At 47.5% G+C, this 16,104-nt stretch carries 28 protein-coding genes; all 28 read left to right on the forward strand.

Annotated elements, in window-relative coordinates:
* Positions 1-2: 2 nt before the first annotated feature.
* The 28 genes from fusA to rpmJ all read left to right on the forward strand — a co-directional run bounded on the left by fusA (position 3) and on the right by rpmJ (position 16,083).
* Positions 3-2,075 carry an elongation factor G gene (fusA, locus tag H8J70_RS07650; RefSeq protein WP_186503315.1) on the forward strand — a complete coding sequence of 691 codons (2,073 nt, stop codon included), beginning with the start codon at positions 3-5 and terminating at the stop codon, positions 2,073-2,075.
* Positions 2,076-2,109: 34 nt separating this feature from the next.
* Positions 2,110-3,297, forward strand: coding sequence for an elongation factor Tu (gene tuf, locus H8J70_RS07655; protein ID WP_186503317.1), 1,188 nt, complete (start codon positions 2,110-2,112; stop codon positions 3,295-3,297).
* A gap of 303 nt (positions 3,298-3,600) precedes the next feature.
* Positions 3,601-3,912, forward strand: a complete 312-nt coding sequence (gene rpsJ, locus H8J70_RS07660) for a 30S ribosomal protein S10 (protein ID WP_186503319.1) — start codon at positions 3,601-3,603, stop codon at positions 3,910-3,912.
* A gap of 14 nt (positions 3,913-3,926) precedes the next feature.
* Positions 3,927-4,565, forward strand: coding sequence for a 50S ribosomal protein L3 (rplC, locus tag H8J70_RS07665; RefSeq protein ID WP_186503321.1), 639 nt, complete (start codon positions 3,927-3,929; stop codon positions 4,563-4,565).
* Positions 4,566-4,595: 30 nt separating this feature from the next.
* On the forward strand, positions 4,596-5,219 hold the full coding sequence (gene rplD / locus H8J70_RS07670) for a 50S ribosomal protein L4 (RefSeq protein WP_186503323.1): 624 nt from the start codon (positions 4,596-4,598) through the stop codon (positions 5,217-5,219).
* Positions 5,219-5,500: a 50S ribosomal protein L23 gene (gene rplW, locus H8J70_RS07675; protein WP_186503325.1), complete on the forward strand. Its 282-nt coding sequence runs from the start codon at positions 5,219-5,221 to the stop codon at positions 5,498-5,500. Before rplD ends, rplW begins: the two co-directional genes overlap by 1 nt.
* Positions 5,501-5,531: 31 nt before the next feature.
* A complete protein-coding gene (gene rplB, locus H8J70_RS07680) occupies positions 5,532-6,359 on the forward strand; it encodes a 50S ribosomal protein L2 (RefSeq protein WP_186503327.1) in 828 nt (275 codons plus the stop codon).
* A 22-nt stretch (positions 6,360-6,381) separates the two neighbouring features.
* Entirely contained in the window at positions 6,382-6,657 is a 276-nt protein-coding gene (rpsS, locus tag H8J70_RS07685; RefSeq protein WP_186503329.1) for a 30S ribosomal protein S19, read from the forward strand.
* Between the two features lie 14 nt (positions 6,658-6,671).
* The gene (rplV, locus tag H8J70_RS07690; protein ID WP_186503331.1) at positions 6,672-7,007 is read left to right on the forward strand and encodes a 50S ribosomal protein L22; all 336 of its coding nucleotides are present in this window, start codon (positions 6,672-6,674) and stop codon (positions 7,005-7,007) included.
* 14 nt (positions 7,008-7,021) lie between these two features.
* Positions 7,022-7,693: a 30S ribosomal protein S3 gene (gene rpsC / locus H8J70_RS07695; RefSeq protein ID WP_186503332.1), complete on the forward strand. Its 672-nt coding sequence runs from the start codon at positions 7,022-7,024 to the stop codon at positions 7,691-7,693.
* Positions 7,693-8,121, forward strand: a complete 429-nt coding sequence (gene rplP, locus H8J70_RS07700) for a 50S ribosomal protein L16 (RefSeq protein ID WP_186503333.1) — start codon at positions 7,693-7,695, stop codon at positions 8,119-8,121. Before rpsC ends, rplP begins: the two co-directional genes overlap by 1 nt.
* A 1-nt stretch (position 8,122) precedes the next feature.
* Positions 8,123-8,323 (forward strand): 50S ribosomal protein L29, encoded by a 201-nt coding sequence (rpmC, locus tag H8J70_RS07705; RefSeq protein ID WP_014015743.1) that lies wholly within the window; start codon positions 8,123-8,125, stop codon positions 8,321-8,323.
* Positions 8,324-8,365: 42 nt separating this feature from the next.
* Entirely contained in the window at positions 8,366-8,620 is a 255-nt protein-coding gene (rpsQ, locus tag H8J70_RS07710; RefSeq protein WP_186503334.1) for a 30S ribosomal protein S17, read from the forward strand.
* A 24-nt stretch (positions 8,621-8,644) separates the two neighbouring features.
* Entirely contained in the window at positions 8,645-9,013 is a 369-nt protein-coding gene (gene rplN, locus H8J70_RS07715; protein ID WP_059076098.1) for a 50S ribosomal protein L14, read from the forward strand.
* A gap of 18 nt (positions 9,014-9,031) precedes the next feature.
* On the forward strand, positions 9,032-9,349 hold the full coding sequence (gene rplX, locus H8J70_RS07720) for a 50S ribosomal protein L24 (RefSeq protein ID WP_222433629.1): 318 nt from the start codon (positions 9,032-9,034) through the stop codon (positions 9,347-9,349).
* A gap of 29 nt (positions 9,350-9,378) precedes the next feature.
* The gene (rplE, locus tag H8J70_RS07725) at positions 9,379-9,924 is read left to right on the forward strand and encodes a 50S ribosomal protein L5 (RefSeq protein WP_186503335.1); all 546 of its coding nucleotides are present in this window, start codon (positions 9,379-9,381) and stop codon (positions 9,922-9,924) included.
* Positions 9,925-9,938: 14 nt separating this feature from the next.
* Positions 9,939-10,208: a 30S ribosomal protein S14 gene (gene rpsN, locus H8J70_RS07730; RefSeq protein ID WP_186503336.1), complete on the forward strand. Its 270-nt coding sequence runs from the start codon at positions 9,939-9,941 to the stop codon at positions 10,206-10,208.
* 29 nt (positions 10,209-10,237) lie between these two features.
* Entirely contained in the window at positions 10,238-10,630 is a 393-nt protein-coding gene (rpsH, locus tag H8J70_RS07735; RefSeq protein WP_186503337.1) for a 30S ribosomal protein S8, read from the forward strand.
* Positions 10,631-10,650: 20 nt separating this feature from the next.
* Positions 10,651-11,193 carry a 50S ribosomal protein L6 gene (gene rplF / locus H8J70_RS07740; RefSeq protein ID WP_186503339.1) on the forward strand — a complete coding sequence of 181 codons (543 nt, stop codon included), beginning with the start codon at positions 10,651-10,653 and terminating at the stop codon, positions 11,191-11,193.
* Between the two features lie 30 nt (positions 11,194-11,223).
* Positions 11,224-11,586, forward strand: coding sequence for a 50S ribosomal protein L18 (rplR, locus tag H8J70_RS07745; protein ID WP_186503340.1), 363 nt, complete (start codon positions 11,224-11,226; stop codon positions 11,584-11,586).
* An 18-nt stretch (positions 11,587-11,604) separates the two neighbouring features.
* A complete protein-coding gene (rpsE, locus tag H8J70_RS07750) occupies positions 11,605-12,105 on the forward strand; it encodes a 30S ribosomal protein S5 (RefSeq protein WP_186503341.1) in 501 nt (166 codons plus the stop codon).
* A gap of 18 nt (positions 12,106-12,123) precedes the next feature.
* A complete protein-coding gene (rpmD, locus tag H8J70_RS07755) occupies positions 12,124-12,303 on the forward strand; it encodes a 50S ribosomal protein L30 (protein WP_186503342.1) in 180 nt (59 codons plus the stop codon).
* Positions 12,304-12,324: 21 nt separating this feature from the next.
* Positions 12,325-12,765, forward strand: a complete 441-nt coding sequence (gene rplO, locus H8J70_RS07760; RefSeq protein ID WP_186503343.1) for a 50S ribosomal protein L15 — start codon at positions 12,325-12,327, stop codon at positions 12,763-12,765.
* 1 nt (position 12,766) lies between these two features.
* Complete coding sequence (gene secY / locus H8J70_RS07765) at positions 12,767-14,029, forward strand: preprotein translocase subunit SecY (protein WP_186503344.1); 1,263 nt, start codon at positions 12,767-12,769, stop codon at positions 14,027-14,029.
* A gap of 13 nt (positions 14,030-14,042) precedes the next feature.
* Positions 14,043-14,693: an adenylate kinase gene (locus H8J70_RS07770; protein WP_186503345.1), complete on the forward strand. Its 651-nt coding sequence runs from the start codon at positions 14,043-14,045 to the stop codon at positions 14,691-14,693.
* A 2-nt stretch (positions 14,694-14,695) separates the two neighbouring features.
* Positions 14,696-15,451 (forward strand): type I methionyl aminopeptidase, encoded by a 756-nt coding sequence (gene map, locus H8J70_RS07775; protein ID WP_186503346.1) that lies wholly within the window; start codon positions 14,696-14,698, stop codon positions 15,449-15,451.
* Between the two features lie 275 nt (positions 15,452-15,726).
* A complete protein-coding gene (gene infA, locus H8J70_RS07785) occupies positions 15,727-15,945 on the forward strand; it encodes a translation initiation factor IF-1 (protein WP_186503349.1) in 219 nt (72 codons plus the stop codon).
* A gap of 24 nt (positions 15,946-15,969) precedes the next feature.
* Complete coding sequence (gene rpmJ, locus H8J70_RS07790; protein WP_007391661.1) at positions 15,970-16,083, forward strand: 50S ribosomal protein L36; 114 nt, start codon at positions 15,970-15,972, stop codon at positions 16,081-16,083.
* Positions 16,084-16,104: the final 21 nt, after the last annotated feature.

The raw sequence follows: 16,104 nt of genomic DNA on the forward strand, positions 1-16,104 counted from the left end.
TCGTGGGTAGAGAATTTCCTTTGGAAAAAACAAGAAATATTGGTATCATGGCCCACATCGATGCCGGTAAAACCACGACAACAGAACGAATCCTTTTCTACACCGGCCGAGTTCATAAAATCGGCGAAGTTCATGATGGCGCTGCTACCATGGACTGGATGGCCCAGGAACAGGAACGTGGCATTACGATCACGTCCGCTGCTACGACGGCTCATTGGAAAGGACATCGTATCAACATCATCGATACTCCGGGGCACGTTGACTTCACAGTAGAAGTTGAACGTTCCTTGCGCGTACTCGATGGTTCTGTTGCTGTTTTCTCCGCCAAAGGCGGGGTAGAACCGCAGTCCGAAACGGTTTGGCGTCAAGCAGAACACTACCATGTACCGCGTATCGCTTTCATCAACAAGATGGATACGACCGGTGCAGATTTCCTGAACTGCGTACAAATGATGAAAGACCGTCTGCAGGCTAACGCCGTTGCTATTCAGCTGCCGATCGGTGCTGAAGCAGATTTCAAAGGGATCATTGATCTGATCACGATGAAAGCAGAAATTTATGATGATGACCTCGGTAAAGAAATCGAAGTTGTCGATATTCCGGACGACATGAAAGACGAAGCCGAAGAATACCACAACATCATGATCGAAGCTGTATGCGATACAGACGAAGAACTGATGATGAAGTATCTCGAAGGCGAAGAAATCACGATCGACGAACTCAAAAAAGCAATCCGTAAAGCTGTCTGCACGAACGCTATGTTCCCGGTACTTTGCGGTTCTGCATACAAAAACAAAGGTGTACAGATGCTGCTCGACGCTGTAGTAGACTACATGCCGTCGCCGCTCGATATTCCTCCTGTTAAAGGTACGAACCCGGATACAGATGAAGAAGAAACGCGCGAAGCATCGGATGACGCTCCGTTCTCGGCCCTGGCCTTCAAGATCATGGCTGACCCCTTTGTAGGTAAATTGGCATTCTTCCGTATTTATTCGGGTACGCTCGAATCCGGTACGTATGTCTACAACTCTACAAAAGGCAAAAAAGAACGTGTAGGCCGTATCCTGCGTATGCACGCTAACCACCGTGAAGAAGTTTCTATCGCCTATACAGGTGATATTGGCGGTATTGTTGGTCTCAAAGATACGACGACTGGCGATACACTTTGCGATGAAAAACACCCGATCATTCTGGAAAAAATGGAATTCCCTGATCCGGTTATCTCCGTTGCTGTTGAACCGAAGACTAAAGCTGACCAGGAAAAGATGGGCGTAGCCCTTTCCCGTCTGGCAGAAGAAGATCCGACCTTCAAAGTACACACCGATGCCGAAACAGGCCAGACCATCATCTCCGGCATGGGCGAACTTCATTTGGACATCATCGTTGACCGTATGTCCCGTGAATTCAAAGTAGACTGCAACGTCGGCAAACCTCAGGTTGCATACCGCGAAACCATTCGCAAGAGCGTCGAACAGGAAGGCCGTTTCGTCCGTCAGTCTGGTGGCCGTGGTCAGTATGGTGACTGCTGGCTCAAACTTATTCCGCAGGAAGCTGGTCAGGGCTTTGAATTTGAAAACAAAGTCGTTGGCGGTGCAATTCCTAAAGAATACATTGGCTCCGTTGAAGCTGGTGTCAGAGAAGCAATGGAAACAGGCGTACTCGCAGGCTTCCCGATGGTAGACATCAAAGTTGTCGTATTCGACGGCTCTTACCATGATGTTGACTCCTCGGAAATGGCATTTAAGATCGCCGGCTCCATGGGCTTCAAAGAAGGCGCTAAGAAAGCTAACCCGGTTCTCCTCGAACCGTACACGAAAGTTGAAGTTGTTGTTCCGGAAGAATACATGGGCGACGTTATCGGTGACCTGAACTCCCGCCGTGGCCGTGTGGAAGGCATGGAAATGCGTTCCGGTGCAGAACACATCAACGCCTTCGTACCGTTGGCAGAAATGTTTGGCTATGCAACGGATCTGCGTTCTAAGACGCAGGGCCGTGGCGTCTATACAATGACTTTTGACCACTACGAAGAAGTTCCTAAGAACGTAGCGGAAAAAGTTATTAGCGACAAAGGCTAAAATATCCTAAAATACACATTGGAGGAAATGCAAAATGGCAAAAGAACATTACGAAAGAACCAAACCGCATGTTAACATTGGCACCATCGGTCACGTTGACCATGGCAAAACGACTCTGACGGCTGCTATCACAAAAGTACTCTCCGAAAAAGGCTATGCTAAATTCGAAGACTATGCTGATATCGATAAAGCACCGGAAGAACGTGAACGTGGTATTACAATCAACACGGCACACGTTGAATATGAAACAGACAACCGCCATTATGCACACGTTGACTGCCCGGGGCATGCTGACTATGTAAAGAACATGATCACTGGCGCTGCTCAGATGGACGGTGCTATCCTCGTAGTATCCGCTGCTGACGGCCCGATGCCGCAGACGCGTGAACACATCCTGCTTGCCCGCCAGGTAGGCGTACCGGCTATCGTTGTATACCTGAACAAAGCTGACCAGGTTGACGATCCGGAACTGATCGAACTCGTAGAAATGGAAGTTCGTGACCTCCTGAGCTCCTACGATTATCCGGGCGATGATGTACCCATTATCGTAGGCTCCGCTCTTCAGGCTCTCGAAGGCGACGAAAAAGCTAAACAGTCCATCCTCGACCTCATGGCTGCTGTTGACGAATACATCCCGACACCGGATCGTCCGACGGACAAACCGTTCCTGATGCCGGTCGAAGACGTATTCACGATCACAGGCCGTGGTACGGTTGCTACAGGCCGTGTTGAACGTGGTACGGTTAAAGTAGGCGACGCAGTAGAAATCGTTGGCTTGGCTGACGAACCGAAGAACACCGTCGTAACGGGCGTAGAAATGTTCCGTAAACTGCTTGACCTCGCTGAAGCTGGCGACAACATCGGCGCTCTGCTTCGTGGTGTTGACCGTAAAGAAATCGAACGTGGCCAGGTACTTGCAAAACCGGGCACGATTCATCCGCACACGAAATTCAAAGCTCAGGTATATGTCCTGACAAAAGACGAAGGCGGCCGTCATACACCGTTCTTCAACGGCTATCGTCCGCAGTTCTACTTCCGTACAACGGACGTAACTGGTGTAATCCAGCTGCCGGAAGGTACAGAAATGTGCATGCCTGGCGATAATGTCAAAATGGAAGTTGAATTGATTACACCGATCGCTATCGAAGCTGGCCTCCGTTTCGCTATCCGCGAAGGCGGCCGTACAGTTGGCGCCGGCGTTGTATCTGAAATCGAAGGCTAATACAACGGCTTGAACTGATAAAAACATCTGCAGCATTTGCTGCAGATGTTTTTTAGTACAGAAAAACATACTGAACATGCGAAATAAGTCTGAATCCGCGTGAAATAGCATAAAATAGCGGTTAAAGTCCTTGCATAGAAGGGTAATTTGTAGTATGATAATCAAGTACGCGACAACAGGGTATCTCTGTCTATCTCTGCTGCAACGCGTAGATAAACTATGAAATAGAATGTTGCCCGCCTGGCGGGGAAACTTCTATGGAGCAGTCTGTTCAATGAAATAGACGTTAGGAGGAATTACGTAATGGCAAAACAGGAAAGAATCAGAATTCGCCTCAAGGCTTATGATCACAAAGTATTGGATCAGAGCGCGGCGAAAATCGTCGAAACGGCGAAACGGACAGGTGCAATGGTATCCGGCCCGATTCCGCTCCCGACGGAAAAAAACATCTTCACGATTCTTCGTTCCCCACATGTTAACAAAGATTCTCGTGAACAATTCGAATTGCGTACGCACAAACGCTTGATCGATATCCTTGAAGTATCCCCGAAAACGGTTGATGCTCTCATGCGTCTCGACCTGCCGGCAGGCGTAGACATCGAAATCAAATTATAGGAGGAGGTGCGATTATGTCTAAAGCTATTTTGGGTAAAAAACTTGGTATGACTCAGATCTTCACAGAAGAAGGCGCAGTCGTTCCAGTAACAGTCGTTGAAGCATCCCCGAATGTAGTTGTACGCGTAAAGACAGTAGATACGGACGGTTACAATTCCATTCAGCTCGGCTATGGCGACATCAAAGAAAAACATCTTACGAAACCTGTTAAAGGCCAGTTCGACAAGGCAGGCGTAACGCCTGTTAAATACCTTCGCGAATTGCGTTTGACAGATACGCCAGAATATACGGTAGGCCAAACTCTGGCAGCTGATATTTTCGCAAGCGGCGATCTCGTCGACGTAATTGGCACCAGCAAAGGTAAAGGCTTCGCAGGTACAATTGAACGTCACGGTTTCCACCGTGGACCTATGGGTCATGGCTCTAAATCTCACCGTGAACCGGGTTCTCTCGGACCTATGACCAGTGGTGGCGGCGGTAAAGTCGTCAAAGGTAAAAAACTTCCTGGACAATATGGTGGTAATCAGGCTACAGTTCTTCATCTGTCCGTTGTCAAAGTTGACACTGACAAGAATCTTATCCTGATTAAAGGTGGTATTCCGGGTGCTAAAGGCAGCCTGGTAATGATTCGCGACACGGTAAAACCCCGCTAATAGTTGTCATACAGGAAGGAGGATAAATAAATGCCAAAAGTAAGCACGTATAATATTGCCGGCGCACAGACCGGTGAAATCGAATTGAACGATAGCGTATTTGGCGTTGAAGTAAACGAAGCTGTTGTAAGACAGGCTGTACTTCGTCAGCTCGCCAACGAACGCTTAGGCACACATTCTACGAAAACCCGTGGTTTGGTACGCGGCGGCGGCAGAAAACCTTGGAAACAAAAAGGAACTGGCCGGGCCCGTTGTGGTAGCACCCGTAGCCCCTTGTGGGTTGGCGGCGGCACGGTATGGGGTCCCCATCCGCGTTCTTATGAACAGAAGATGCCTCGCAAAGCAAGACGTCTGGCTGTTAAATCCGCGCTGAGCGATAAAGTCAATACGAACGAACTCTTCGTACTCGACGAAATCAACTTGGCAGCACCGAAGACTAAAGAAGTTGTTCAGATCGTTAATAACTTCAAGTTTGCAGGTGAAAAAGTTCTGTTTGTTACGGATCATGACGAAATCGTAACACGCTGCGCCCGCAACATTGAAGGCGTAAAAGCCGTTTCCACAGAAAACATCAATATCTTTGATCTGCTTCACTACACGAAATTATTCGTTACGAAGAGCGCTGTGGCTAAGATTGAGGAGGTGCTCGGCTAATGGATATGCATGATCTCTTGATTAAACCGATCATCACTGAAAAAACGACAATGATGATGTCTGATGGCAAATATACATTTCAGGTACCGCTCCATGCAAACAAGATTGAAATTCGCAAAGCCGTTGAAGCTGTTTTCAAAGTAAAAGTTAAAAGCGTAACGACGATGCGTACGATGGGCAAGTTCAAACGCATGGGTAAATACATTGGTAAGCGTCCGGACTACAAGAAAGCCATCGTAACACTTCAGGAAGGCGAATCCATCGAATTCTTTGAAGCTTAAGCAATACTGAAATAAAGGAGGAGGCACCAAAATGGCCATTAAATCTTTTAAACCGTATTCCGCCGGCCGCCGTTTCATGACAGTTTCGACTTTCGATGAAATCACGACGTCCACACCGGAAAAATCCTTGCTCTCTAAAGTAACGAGCAAGGGCGGTCGTAACAATCAGGGCAGAATGACGGTTCGCCATCAGGGCGGCGGTCATAAACGCCGTTATCGTTTGATTGACTTCAAACGTATTAAAGACAATATCCCTGCAAAAGTAGCAACGATCGAATACGATCCGAACCGCTCTGCAAACATCGCTCTTCTGAACTATGCAGATGGCGAAAAGAAATATATCATCGCTCCGCACGGCCTCAAAGTCGGCGACGTCGTCGTCAGCGGCCCGGAATCCGATATCAAGATCGGGAATGCATTGCCCCTCGGCAAGATTCCTCTTGGTACTGTAGTACACAACATTGAACTGAAAATCGGCAAAGGCGCACAGATCGTTCGCTCCGCTGGTACTTCGGCTCAGCTCATCGCTAAAGAAGGCAACTATGCACTGCTCCGTCTTCCTTCCGGCGAATTGCGTCAGGTTCACGTAAACTGCCGCGCCACAATCGGTATCGTCAGCAACCCGGATTATGAAAACATCACAATCGGTAAAGCCGGCCGTTCCCGCTGGATGGGTATCCGCCCGGGCAACCGTGGTGTCGTCATGAACCCGTGTGACCATCCTCATGGCGGTGGTGAAGGTAAGTCTCCTGTCGGTCGTAAACGTCCGGTTACTCCTTGGGGCAAACCTGCATACGGCGTGAAGACTCGCGACGCTAAGAAGGCTTCCAGTAAATTTATTGTGAAGAGACGTAAATAGGTCTAGGAAAGGAGATATATAAGTGTCCAGATCTGTCAAAAAGGGCCCATTCGTAGCAGCTCATCTCTTGAAAAAGATCGATGCTCTGAATGAAGCTAACGAAAAAAAAGTAATCAAAACCTGGTCTCGTGCATCTACTATTCTGCCTAGCTTCGTAGGTCATACGATTGCTGTTCACGACGGCCGTAAGCACGTTCCCGTTTATGTAACGGAAGACATGGTTGGTCATAAACTCGGTGAATTCGCTCCTACCCGTACGTTCAAGGGGCACGCTAAATCCGAAAAAGTTACACGCTAAGGGAGGTACTAAACATGGAAGCAAAAGCAATTGCTAAACATATTCGCATTGCCCCCCGTAAAATCCGGATCGTAGCTGACTTGGTACGGGGCAAAAATGTAGGCGAAGCTTTCTCTATCTTGAAATTTACTCCTAAAGTAGGTTCTAAGGTTGTAGAAAAGGTTCTTCGTTCGGCTGTCGCCAACGCGGAACATAATCATGATATGAACGCAGATACTTTGTATGTTTCTGAAATCTTTGTTGACCAGGCATCCACGCTGAAACGTATTCATCCGCGCAGCCGTGGACAGGCGTTCAAGATCCTGAAACATTCCAGTCATGTGACTGTAGTAGTAAAAGAAAGAGCTTAAGGGAGGGAAACGTAGTGGGTCAAAAAGTTAACGCCCATGGATTTCGTGTCGGTGTTGTAAAACCTTGGGACGCAAAGTGGTATGCAGAAAAAGATTATGCCGCACTTCTGAATGAAGACGTGAGAATCCGTGATTTCTTAAAGAAACAGTTATATATTGCAGGCGTTTCTCGTATCGAAATCGAACGTTCTGCAAAACGTATTAAATTGATCATTCATACAGCTAAACCGGGCATGGTCATCGGCCGTGGCGGCGCTGGTATCGAAGATATCAAGAAAGCACTCAAAGCTTTCACTGATAAAAACGTCGATGTAAACATCGAAGAAATTAAACAGGCTGAAATGGACGCTACTCTCGTAGCTGAAAACGTAGCCGGCCAGCTCGAACGCCGTATTGGTTTCCGTCGCGCTATGAAACAGTGCGTAGGCCGTACGATGCGTATGGGCGCTAAGGGTATTAAGATCATGTGCTCCGGCCGTCTTGGCGGTGCTGAAATTGCCCGTAGCGAATCCGTTCGTGATGGTTCTATCCCCCTGCATACACTGCGTGCAGACATCGATTATGGCTTTGCTGAAGCTCATACGACATATGGCTGCATCGGCATCAAGTGCTGGATTTACAAAGGAGAAATCCTTCCGGAAGCTAAAAGAGCTCCGCAGAAAAAACGTGAAGGGAGTGACAACTGATGTTAATTCCAAAACGTGTTAAACATCGTAAACAGTTCCGCGGCCGTTTAAAAGGTAAGGCTATGCGCGGTAATAAAGTTGCTCATGGCGATTATGGTTTGGTTTCTCTCGAACCGGCTTGGATTACGAACCGTCAGATCGAAGCTGCCCGTATTGCTATGACTCGTTATATCAAACGTGGTGGTAAGGTCTGGATCAAGATTTTCCCGGACAAGCCGATCACAGCAAAACCTGCTGAAACTCGTATGGGTTCCGGTAAAGGTTCCCCGGAATACTGGGTAGCAGTTGTTAAACCGGGTCGCGTACTCTTCGAAATGGGCGGCGTTAGCGTTGAAGTAGCCCGTGAAGCTATGCGTCTTGCCGGCCATAAACTGCCGATCAAAACTAAATTTGTTATTAAAGGTCAGGAAGAATTAGGTGGTGAATAAAATGAAGGTTAAAGAAATCCGTGCTCTTAGCGCTGCCGAAATGGACGAAAAGGTGGTTAGCCTGAAGGAAGAATTGTTTAACCTCCGTTTTCAACATGCGACCGGCCAATTAGAAAATCCAATGCGCATCCGTGAAGTAAAGAAAACTATCGCACGCATCAAAACGGTACAGCGCGAAGCAGAATTGAAAGCACAGGCGTAAGTCACATAGGGTTGAAAATCTAAAAGGAGGTCAATGCACAAGATGGAAAGAAATGAACGGAAGATCCGCGTAGGTAAAGTAGTCAGCGACAAAATGGATAAAACCGTTGTAGTTGCTGTAGAATATAAAGAACAGCATGAACTTTACAAAAAGCCGATGGTAAGCACCGTGAAGTTTAAAGCTCATGATGAAAACAACGAATGCGGTATCGGTGATATCGTACGTATTGAAGAAACTCGCCCGCTGTCCAAGCAGAAACATTGGCGCGTAGTAACGATCGTTGAAAAAGCTAAGTAAGATCGATTAATAGGAGGTCAAGCCATGATTCAGCAAGAAACTGTGTTGAATGTTGCCGATAACACGGGTGCGAAAAAAGTACTCTGCATCCAGGTCATGGGTGGTTCGTACAGAAAGTATGGTAACATCGGCGATATTATCACATGCACTGTTAAAGATGCAACACCCGGCGGCGTTGTCAAGAAGGGCGATGTAGTGAAAGCCGTTATCGTCCGTTCTAAAAAAGGATTACGCCGTGCCGATGGTTCTTATATCCGCTTTGACGAAAACGCGGCTGTCGTAATCAACAACGACAAGAGCCCTAAAGGCACTCGTATTTTTGGACCGGTTGCCAGAGAACTGCGTGAAAAAGATTTCATGAAGATCATCTCCCTGGCTCCGGAAGTATTATAATCAGAGGAGGTGTTCTAAATGGGTAAAATGCGCATCAAAACTGGCGACAGCGTTATCGTCATCGCCGGTAAAGAAAAAGGCAAAAAAGGTAAGGTCCTGGCTACATATCCGAAAACGGAACGTGTAGTTGTAGAAGGCTTAAATAAAGTAAAACGTCACACAAAACCGACACAGAACAATCCTCAAGGCGGCATTATTGAAAAGGAAGCTGCACTGCATGTTTCCAACGTAATGCTTATCGATCCTGAAAGCGGCAAACCGACTCGTATCAAAATGGTACAGCAGGCTGACGGCACAAAAGTACGTACAGCTGTTAAGAGCGGCAAAGCTATCTAACTTAACCTATAGAAGGGAGGGCCTTGAGAGTGTCCAGATTAAAAGACTTATACCTTTCGGATGTAACGAAAGGATTACAGGAAAAATATAACTATAAAAACGTAATGCAGATCCCGAAGCTGACCAAAGTTGTCATCAACATGGCCGTCGGTGAAGCTGTTACGAATTCTAAAGCATTGGATGCTGCTGTAAATGATCTGACGATCATTTCCGGTCAGAAACCGTTAATTACGAAAGCTAAGAAATCTATCGCAGCTTTCAAAATCCGTGAAGGCATGAACCTCGGCTGCAAAGTTACACTGCGCGGCGAACGGATGTATGAATTCCTCGATAAGCTGATCAATCTGTCTTTGCCTCGCGTACGTGACTTCCACGGTGTCAGCGCAACTGGTTTTGACGGCCGCGGTAACTATACGCTGGGCTTGAAAGAACAGCTGATTTTCCCGGAAATTGAATACGATAAGATTGATAAAGCCCGTGGCATGGATATTACCATCGTTACGACAGCTAAAACGGATGAAGAAGGCCGTTACATGCTGAAACTGATGGGCATGCCGTTTGAAAAGCAACAATAAGGAGGATTACATACATGGCAAAGAAGTCTATGCTTGAACGTGAAAAGAAACGTGAAAAAATGGTTGCCAAATACGCTAAGCTCCGTGCTGAATTAAAAGCGAAAGGCGATTATGAAGCACTTTCTCAGTTGCCTGCTAACGCTTCGCCTGTACGTCTGCACAATCGTTGCAAAGTAACAGGACGTCCTCACGGTTATATGCGTAAATTCGGCATCAGCCGTATCACATTCCGTGAACTGGCTTATAAAGGTCAGATTCCTGGCGTTAAAAAAGCCAGCTGGTAACATAATTACATGGAGGGAGGTTTTAGATTATGGTAATGACCGATCCGATTGCGGATATGCTCACCAGAATCCGTAATGCCAATTCGGCATATCACGAAAAAGTAGAAATGCCCGCTTCTAAGGTAAAGGCAGCAGTGCTTGAAATCCTGAAAGAAGAAGGCTTCGTTAAGAATTTTGAAACCGTAAATGAAGGTAAAACACTGAAAGTTACTCTTCGCTATGGTTCTAATAAAGAAAAAGTAATTACCGGCATCAAGAGAATTTCCAAACCGGGCCTGCGCGTTTATGCAAACAAGGAAGAACTTCCGCGCGTACTTGGCGGTTTAGGGATCGCAGTAATTTCTACGTCTCAGGGCGTTATGAGCGACAAAAAAGCTCGTAAACTTGGTTTAGGCGGCGAAGTTCTCGCTTACGTCTGGTAAATTGTTTTGGAGGTGTCAATATGTCCCGAGTAGGTAGAATGCCTATTGATATCCCGGCAGGCGTAAATGTAAACCTCGATGGCTTGGTAATTAACGTTAAAGGCCCGAAAGGCGAACTCACTCGTACGCTTCACCCGGATATGAAAGTAACAGTACAAGATAACGTCATTACAGTAGAACGTCCGAATGACGATAAAAATAATCGTGCGCTGCACGGTCTGACTCGTGCCCTCATTGCCAACATGGTAACAGGCGTAACGACAGGCTTTAAGAAAGAACTCGAAATCGTAGGCGTTGGTTACAGAGCCCAGATGAAAGGCAAAAAACTTGCCCTGACACTTGGTTTCTCCCACCCCCTCGAACTCGACGCTCCGGAAGGCATCACTGTTGAATGCCCGAGCGCTACACAGATCGTAGTATCCGGCGCTAACAAAGAACATGTTGGCGAATTTGCTGCTAAGATCCGTGGCTATCGTCTGCCTGAACCGTATAAAGGCAAAGGTATTCGTTATGCTGGCGAACATGTACGTCGTAAAGCTGGTAAAGCTGGTACGAAGAAATAATTTAATCATCTAAAGAAGGGAGTGAATTCCTTGAAAAAGAGTAAGAACGCTATCCGCGTTAAACGTCATTGGCGCTTACGCAAGAATCTTAATGGTACGGCAGAACGTCCGCGTTTGAACGTTTTCCGCAGCCTTTCCAATATGTATGCTCAGGTAATTGATGATGTAACTGGTACAACTCTTGTTTCCGCCAGCACATTAGACAAGGAAATCAAAGAGCAGAACGCTTTCGGCGGCAATGCTGAAGCAGCGAAACTGGTTGGTAAGCTCGTAGCTGAACGGGCGCTCGAAAAGGGCATTACGACAGTAGTATTTGACCGCGGCGGTTATGTATACCACGGCCGTGTAGCAGCTCTGGCTGCAGCAGCTCGCGAAGCTGGCTTGAAATTCTAATCAAGGAGGAAATAACACATGGCAAAAGTTGACCATGCAGGTCTCGAATTACAGGAAAATGTCGTATTCATCAACCGTGTTGCTAAGGTAGTTAAAGGCGGCCGTCGTTTTTCCTTCAGTGCCCTCGTTGTTGTCGGTGACGGCAACGGTCGCGTAGGCGCAGGATTAGGTAAAGCTGGCGAAGTTCCCGAAGCTATCCGCAAGGGTGTTGAAGACGCTAAGAAAAATATGATTACGGTACCGCTCAAAAACGGTTCTATCCCTCACCAGATTACAGGCATCTTTGGTGCCGGCAAGGTTCTCTTGAAACCGGCTGCTGAAGGTACTGGCGTTATCGCTGGTGGTCCTGTTCGTGCCGTATTGGAACTCGTAGGTGTACGTAACATCCTCACGAAATCCCTCGGCTCGTCCAACCCGAACAACATGGTTCGCGCTACTCTCACAGGCCTTTCCCAGTTGAAAGATGCTAACAAAGTAGCTGAACTCCGCGGTAAAACTGTAGAAGAAATTTACGGCTGATAAGAGGAGGATAACGTAATGTCTCAAGTAAAAGTTACTCTTGTAAAGAGCGTTGCCAGCCGTCCTGCCGATCAGCGTGCAACGGTTGTCGCCCTGGGTCTTCACAAGACGAACTCCACAGTAATTAAAGAAGCTACGCCGCAGATCAAAGGCATGCTTCATAAAGTTGAACACTTGGTTAAAGTAGAAGAAATTTAATAGAGAAGGAGGTACGCTGAATTGAAACTTCATGAAATGAGCATTATTCCCGGCTCTAAGAAAAAACGTACCCGTGTAGGCCGCGGTACCGGTTCCGGTAACGGCACTACAGCCGGTAAAGGCAATAAAGGTCAGAACTCCCGCAGTGGCGGCGGCACTCGTCCGGGCTTCGAAGGCGGCCAGATGCCGTTGTATCGTTTACTGCCGAAACGGGGCTTCAAAAATATCTTCGCGAAGACATATGCTGAAGTTAACGTTTCCACGTTAAACCGCTTTGAAGATGGCACCGAAGTTACTCCCGTAACACTCGTAGATGCCGGTATTGTTAAAAATGTCCGTGATGGTATCCGCATCCTCGGTAACGGTGAACTCGAAAAGAAACTCACTGTTAAAGCGCAGGGCTTTACTAAATCGGCACAGCAGAAAATTGAAGCAGCCGGTGGTAAAGTAGAGGTGATCTAAGGTGCTAGAAAACATTCAGAATGTTCTGAACGTTCCTGAGTTCCGTCGTCGTGCGGTGTTCACCTTGATCATGTTTATCATATTTCGCCTTGGTGTCCACATCCCGGTTCCGGGTGTGGATTCATCAGCGATTGAAAGTCTGTTTAGCAGCGGCAACCTCTTCGGTTTGCTCGATTTGTTCTCCGGTGGTGCTCTGAGCAAGTTCTCTGTACTGGCCATGAGTATTACACCGTACATCAACGCATCGATCATCATGCAGCTGCTGACATCGGTTGTGCCTACGTTTGAACAGTGGGCCAAAGACAACCAGGACGGCCGTGATAAAATCCAGAAAGTAACGCGCTGGGGCACGGTAGTTCTCGGTTTCATTCAGGCATTTGCCATGAGCTATGCCCTGAAAGTTAATAACGCCCTCGTCGATAACAGCTGGGCCATGGTCTTCATGGTATCCATTGTATTGACGGCCGGAACGTGTTTCCTCATGTGGCTTGGTGACCAGATCACAGCAGGCGGCATTGGTAACGGTATCTCGTTGATCATCTTCGCAGGTATCGTAGCACGCTTCCCAACGGGTGCAAGTACGATTTACCAGTACGTACAGGCTGGAAGTATCAACATTTTCCAAGCCTTGCTTTTCGCTGTTATCGCACTTTTGATGATTATTGTTGTAATTGAAGTAACGCAAGGGCAGCGCCGTGTTTCCGTACAATATGCGAAACGCGTTGTCGGCCGGAAGATGTATGGTGGGCACACGACACATATTCCCCTGAAGGTAAACCAGGCTGGCGTTATTCCTATCATCTTCGCATCATCAGTGCTGATGTTCCCGATTACGATTGCACAGTTTGTGCAGAATGAAACGGTCCAGTGGATTGCAAGCTTCTTTGCTTGGGGTACACTTACCAACACCATCATGTACGCACTGCTGATCATGTTCTTCACCTATTTTTACACAGCTATCACGCTGAATATTCCACAGCTCACCGAAAATATGCAAAAGTACGGCGGCTTCATTCCGGGCATTCGTCCGGGTCAGCCGACGGCAGCTTACATTGACCGGATCATGACCAGAATCACTCTGGCCGGTGCGTTCTTCCTGGCCTTTGTCGCTATCCTGCCGAACTTCATCGGTTGGATTACCGGTATCCAGGGCGTGTACTTCGGTGGTACAGCACTTCTGATCGTCGTCGGTGTTGCTATCGATACGATGAAACAGGCTGAATCCTTGGTTCTCAATAAGCAGTATCAAGGGTTTATGAAATAAGGAGGTAGTTTGAATGTATATTCTGTTAATGGGTCCTCCGGGGGCCGGCAAAGGCACACAGGCCGAACGCTTGATTGAACAGTACGGTATTCCTCAGATCTCTACGGGCGACATGTTCCGTGCAGCTGTGAAGGAACAGACTCCTCTTGGCTTGGAAGCAAAGAAGTATATGGATAATGGTCAGCTGGTTCCTGATGCTGTAACAGTAGGTATTGTAAAGGAACGGTTGGCAAAGGATGACTGCAAGAAAGGCTTTATTCTCGACGGATTCCCGCGGACCACAAGCCAGGCGGTTTCACTCGATGCCATTCTCCGCGATCTTGGCATTAAACTCGATGGTGTAATCAACATTGCCGTACCGGATGAAGAACTCATCAAACGTACGACTGGCCGTCAGATCTGCCGCAAATGCGGTGCGACCTATCACTTGACCTTCAAACCGTCTAAGGTTGCCGGTGTTTGTGATAAATGCGGTGGCGAATTATACCAGCGCGATGATGACAAGGTGGAAACGGTAGAAAAACGTCTCAGCGTCTACGCTGCACAGACGAAGCCGCTCATCGATTACTACAAAAACTCCAACCTGTACATCGAAGTAGATGGTAAACAGGGCATGGATGCTGTATACCATGATATCGTAGCTAGCCTTGAAAAGAGTAAATAAGAATGATTATATTAAAATCTAAAAGGGAAATTGAGTATATTCGTGAAGCAGGCCGGATTACAGCTGATGCGTTGGTCTTGATGAGAGAACTGGCGAAACCGGGTGTTACTACGGGTGAACTTGACCAGCGCTGTGAAGAATACATTCGCAGTCGCGGTGCGTTTCCCAGCTGCAAAGGTTATTACGGTTTCCCGGCCACAATTTGTGCCAGTGTGAACGAAGAAGTCGTTCATGGGATTCCCGGCCGGCGTAAGCTGAAAGATGGCGACATAATCAGCATTGATTTGGTGGTAAACAAAAACGGGTATCACGGCGATTCGACGGTCACTTTGCCCATCGGTCACGTGGCTCCCGAAACCCTTCAGTTACTCAAGGTAACGGAAGAAAGCCTCTATAAAGGCATTGAACAGGCTGTAGCCGGTAATCACCTCGGTGATATCGGACATGCCGTTCAGGCTTATGCCGAATCCTTCGGATACGGTGTCGTACGCGACTACGTCGGACATGGCATCGGCTCAGAAATGCACGAAGATCCGGAAGTTCCCAACTATGGCCTTGCCGGTCATGGCGAACTGCTCGAACCGGGTCTGGTCCTGGCTATTGAACCTATGATTACCATGGGTTCAGAAAAGACACATCAGCTGAGTAATGGCTGGACTGTCGTTACACGTGACAAGAAACCGGCTGCTCATTTCGAACATACCATTGTTGTCACAGATAACGGTCCTGAAATCCTGACCTTACCGTCTCATGAATAAGACTACGATTCAGACTGGTACAGTTGTTATCAGCTGCGCCGGTAAAGATGCAGGCCGGATGTATGTTGTCATTGCCCGTTTGGCTGGTTCGTATGTATGGATTGCTGACGGCCGGACGTATAGAGTGGAGAAGCCGAAGAAGAAAAACTGCCGGCATCTCCGTATTTTCGGAACGAGCGTAACCGCTCAGGACGCCAGTTCCACACGAATCAGCAACGAATGGATACGGTCCGTATTGAATCGGGCCAAGGTTGAATCTACCAGGGAGGTAAGACATGTCTAAGCAGGATGTCATTGAAGTCGAAGGAGTCGTTGTCGAAGCACTGCCAAATGCTATGTTCAAGGTAAAGTTGGAAAACGACCACATCGTGCTGGCTCACGTATCAGGAAAAATGCGGATGAACTTCATCCGTATCCTGCCAGGTGACCGGGTCACGATGGAATTGACACCGTACGACCTGAATCGCGGTCGTATTACGTATCGCTTTAAGTAAGCTTGATTACGCAGGAGGTTAATTATGAAGGTAAAACCGTCGGTTAAGAAGATTTGCGAAAAATGCAAAATTATTAAACGCAAAGGCCGTGTTATGGTCATTTGCGAAAACCCAAAACATAAACAGAAACAAGGTTAATTCTCAGGAGGTGAATGAATA

The organism is Megasphaera hominis, assembly GCF_014269395.1.
GTDB classification, from domain to species: domain Bacteria; phylum Bacillota; class Negativicutes; order Veillonellales; family Megasphaeraceae; genus Megasphaera; species Megasphaera hominis.

Bases quoted from the DNA above. Each gene is read 5' to 3' on its own strand.
- tuf (WP_186503317.1), top strand. From the start codon at position 2,110: ATGGCAAAAGAACATTACGAAAGAACCAAACCGCATGTTAACATTGGC.
- rpsJ (WP_186503319.1), top strand. From the start codon at position 3,601: ATGGCAAAACAGGAAAGAATCAGAATTCGCCTCAAGGCTTATGATCAC.
- rplC (WP_186503321.1), top strand. From the start codon at position 3,927: ATGTCTAAAGCTATTTTGGGTAAAAAACTTGGTATGACTCAGATCTTC.
- rplD (WP_186503323.1), top strand. From the start codon at position 4,596: ATGCCAAAAGTAAGCACGTATAATATTGCCGGCGCACAGACCGGTGAA.
- rplW (WP_186503325.1), top strand. From the start codon at position 5,219: ATGGATATGCATGATCTCTTGATTAAACCGATCATCACTGAAAAAACG.
- rplB (WP_186503327.1), top strand. From the start codon at position 5,532: ATGGCCATTAAATCTTTTAAACCGTATTCCGCCGGCCGCCGTTTCATG.
- rplV (WP_186503331.1), top strand. From the start codon at position 6,672: ATGGAAGCAAAAGCAATTGCTAAACATATTCGCATTGCCCCCCGTAAA.
- rplP (WP_186503333.1), top strand. From the start codon at position 7,693: ATGTTAATTCCAAAACGTGTTAAACATCGTAAACAGTTCCGCGGCCGT.
- rpmC (WP_014015743.1), top strand. From the start codon at position 8,123: ATGAAGGTTAAAGAAATCCGTGCTCTTAGCGCTGCCGAAATGGACGAA.
- rpsQ (WP_186503334.1), top strand. From the start codon at position 8,366: ATGGAAAGAAATGAACGGAAGATCCGCGTAGGTAAAGTAGTCAGCGAC.
- rplN (WP_059076098.1), top strand. From the start codon at position 8,645: ATGATTCAGCAAGAAACTGTGTTGAATGTTGCCGATAACACGGGTGCG.
- rplX (WP_222433629.1), top strand. From the start codon at position 9,032: ATGGGTAAAATGCGCATCAAAACTGGCGACAGCGTTATCGTCATCGCC.
- rpsN (WP_186503336.1), top strand. From the start codon at position 9,939: ATGGCAAAGAAGTCTATGCTTGAACGTGAAAAGAAACGTGAAAAAATG.
- rpsH (WP_186503337.1), top strand. From the start codon at position 10,238: ATGGTAATGACCGATCCGATTGCGGATATGCTCACCAGAATCCGTAAT.
- rplF (WP_186503339.1), top strand. From the start codon at position 10,651: ATGTCCCGAGTAGGTAGAATGCCTATTGATATCCCGGCAGGCGTAAAT.
- rpsE (WP_186503341.1), top strand. From the start codon at position 11,605: ATGGCAAAAGTTGACCATGCAGGTCTCGAATTACAGGAAAATGTCGTA.
- rpmD (WP_186503342.1), top strand. From the start codon at position 12,124: ATGTCTCAAGTAAAAGTTACTCTTGTAAAGAGCGTTGCCAGCCGTCCT.
- H8J70_RS07770 (WP_186503345.1), top strand. From the start codon at position 14,043: ATGTATATTCTGTTAATGGGTCCTCCGGGGGCCGGCAAAGGCACACAG.
- map (WP_186503346.1), top strand. From the start codon at position 14,696: ATGATTATATTAAAATCTAAAAGGGAAATTGAGTATATTCGTGAAGCA.
- infA (WP_186503349.1), top strand. From the start codon at position 15,727: ATGTCTAAGCAGGATGTCATTGAAGTCGAAGGAGTCGTTGTCGAAGCA.
- rpmJ (WP_007391661.1), top strand. From the start codon at position 15,970: ATGAAGGTAAAACCGTCGGTTAAGAAGATTTGCGAAAAATGCAAAATT.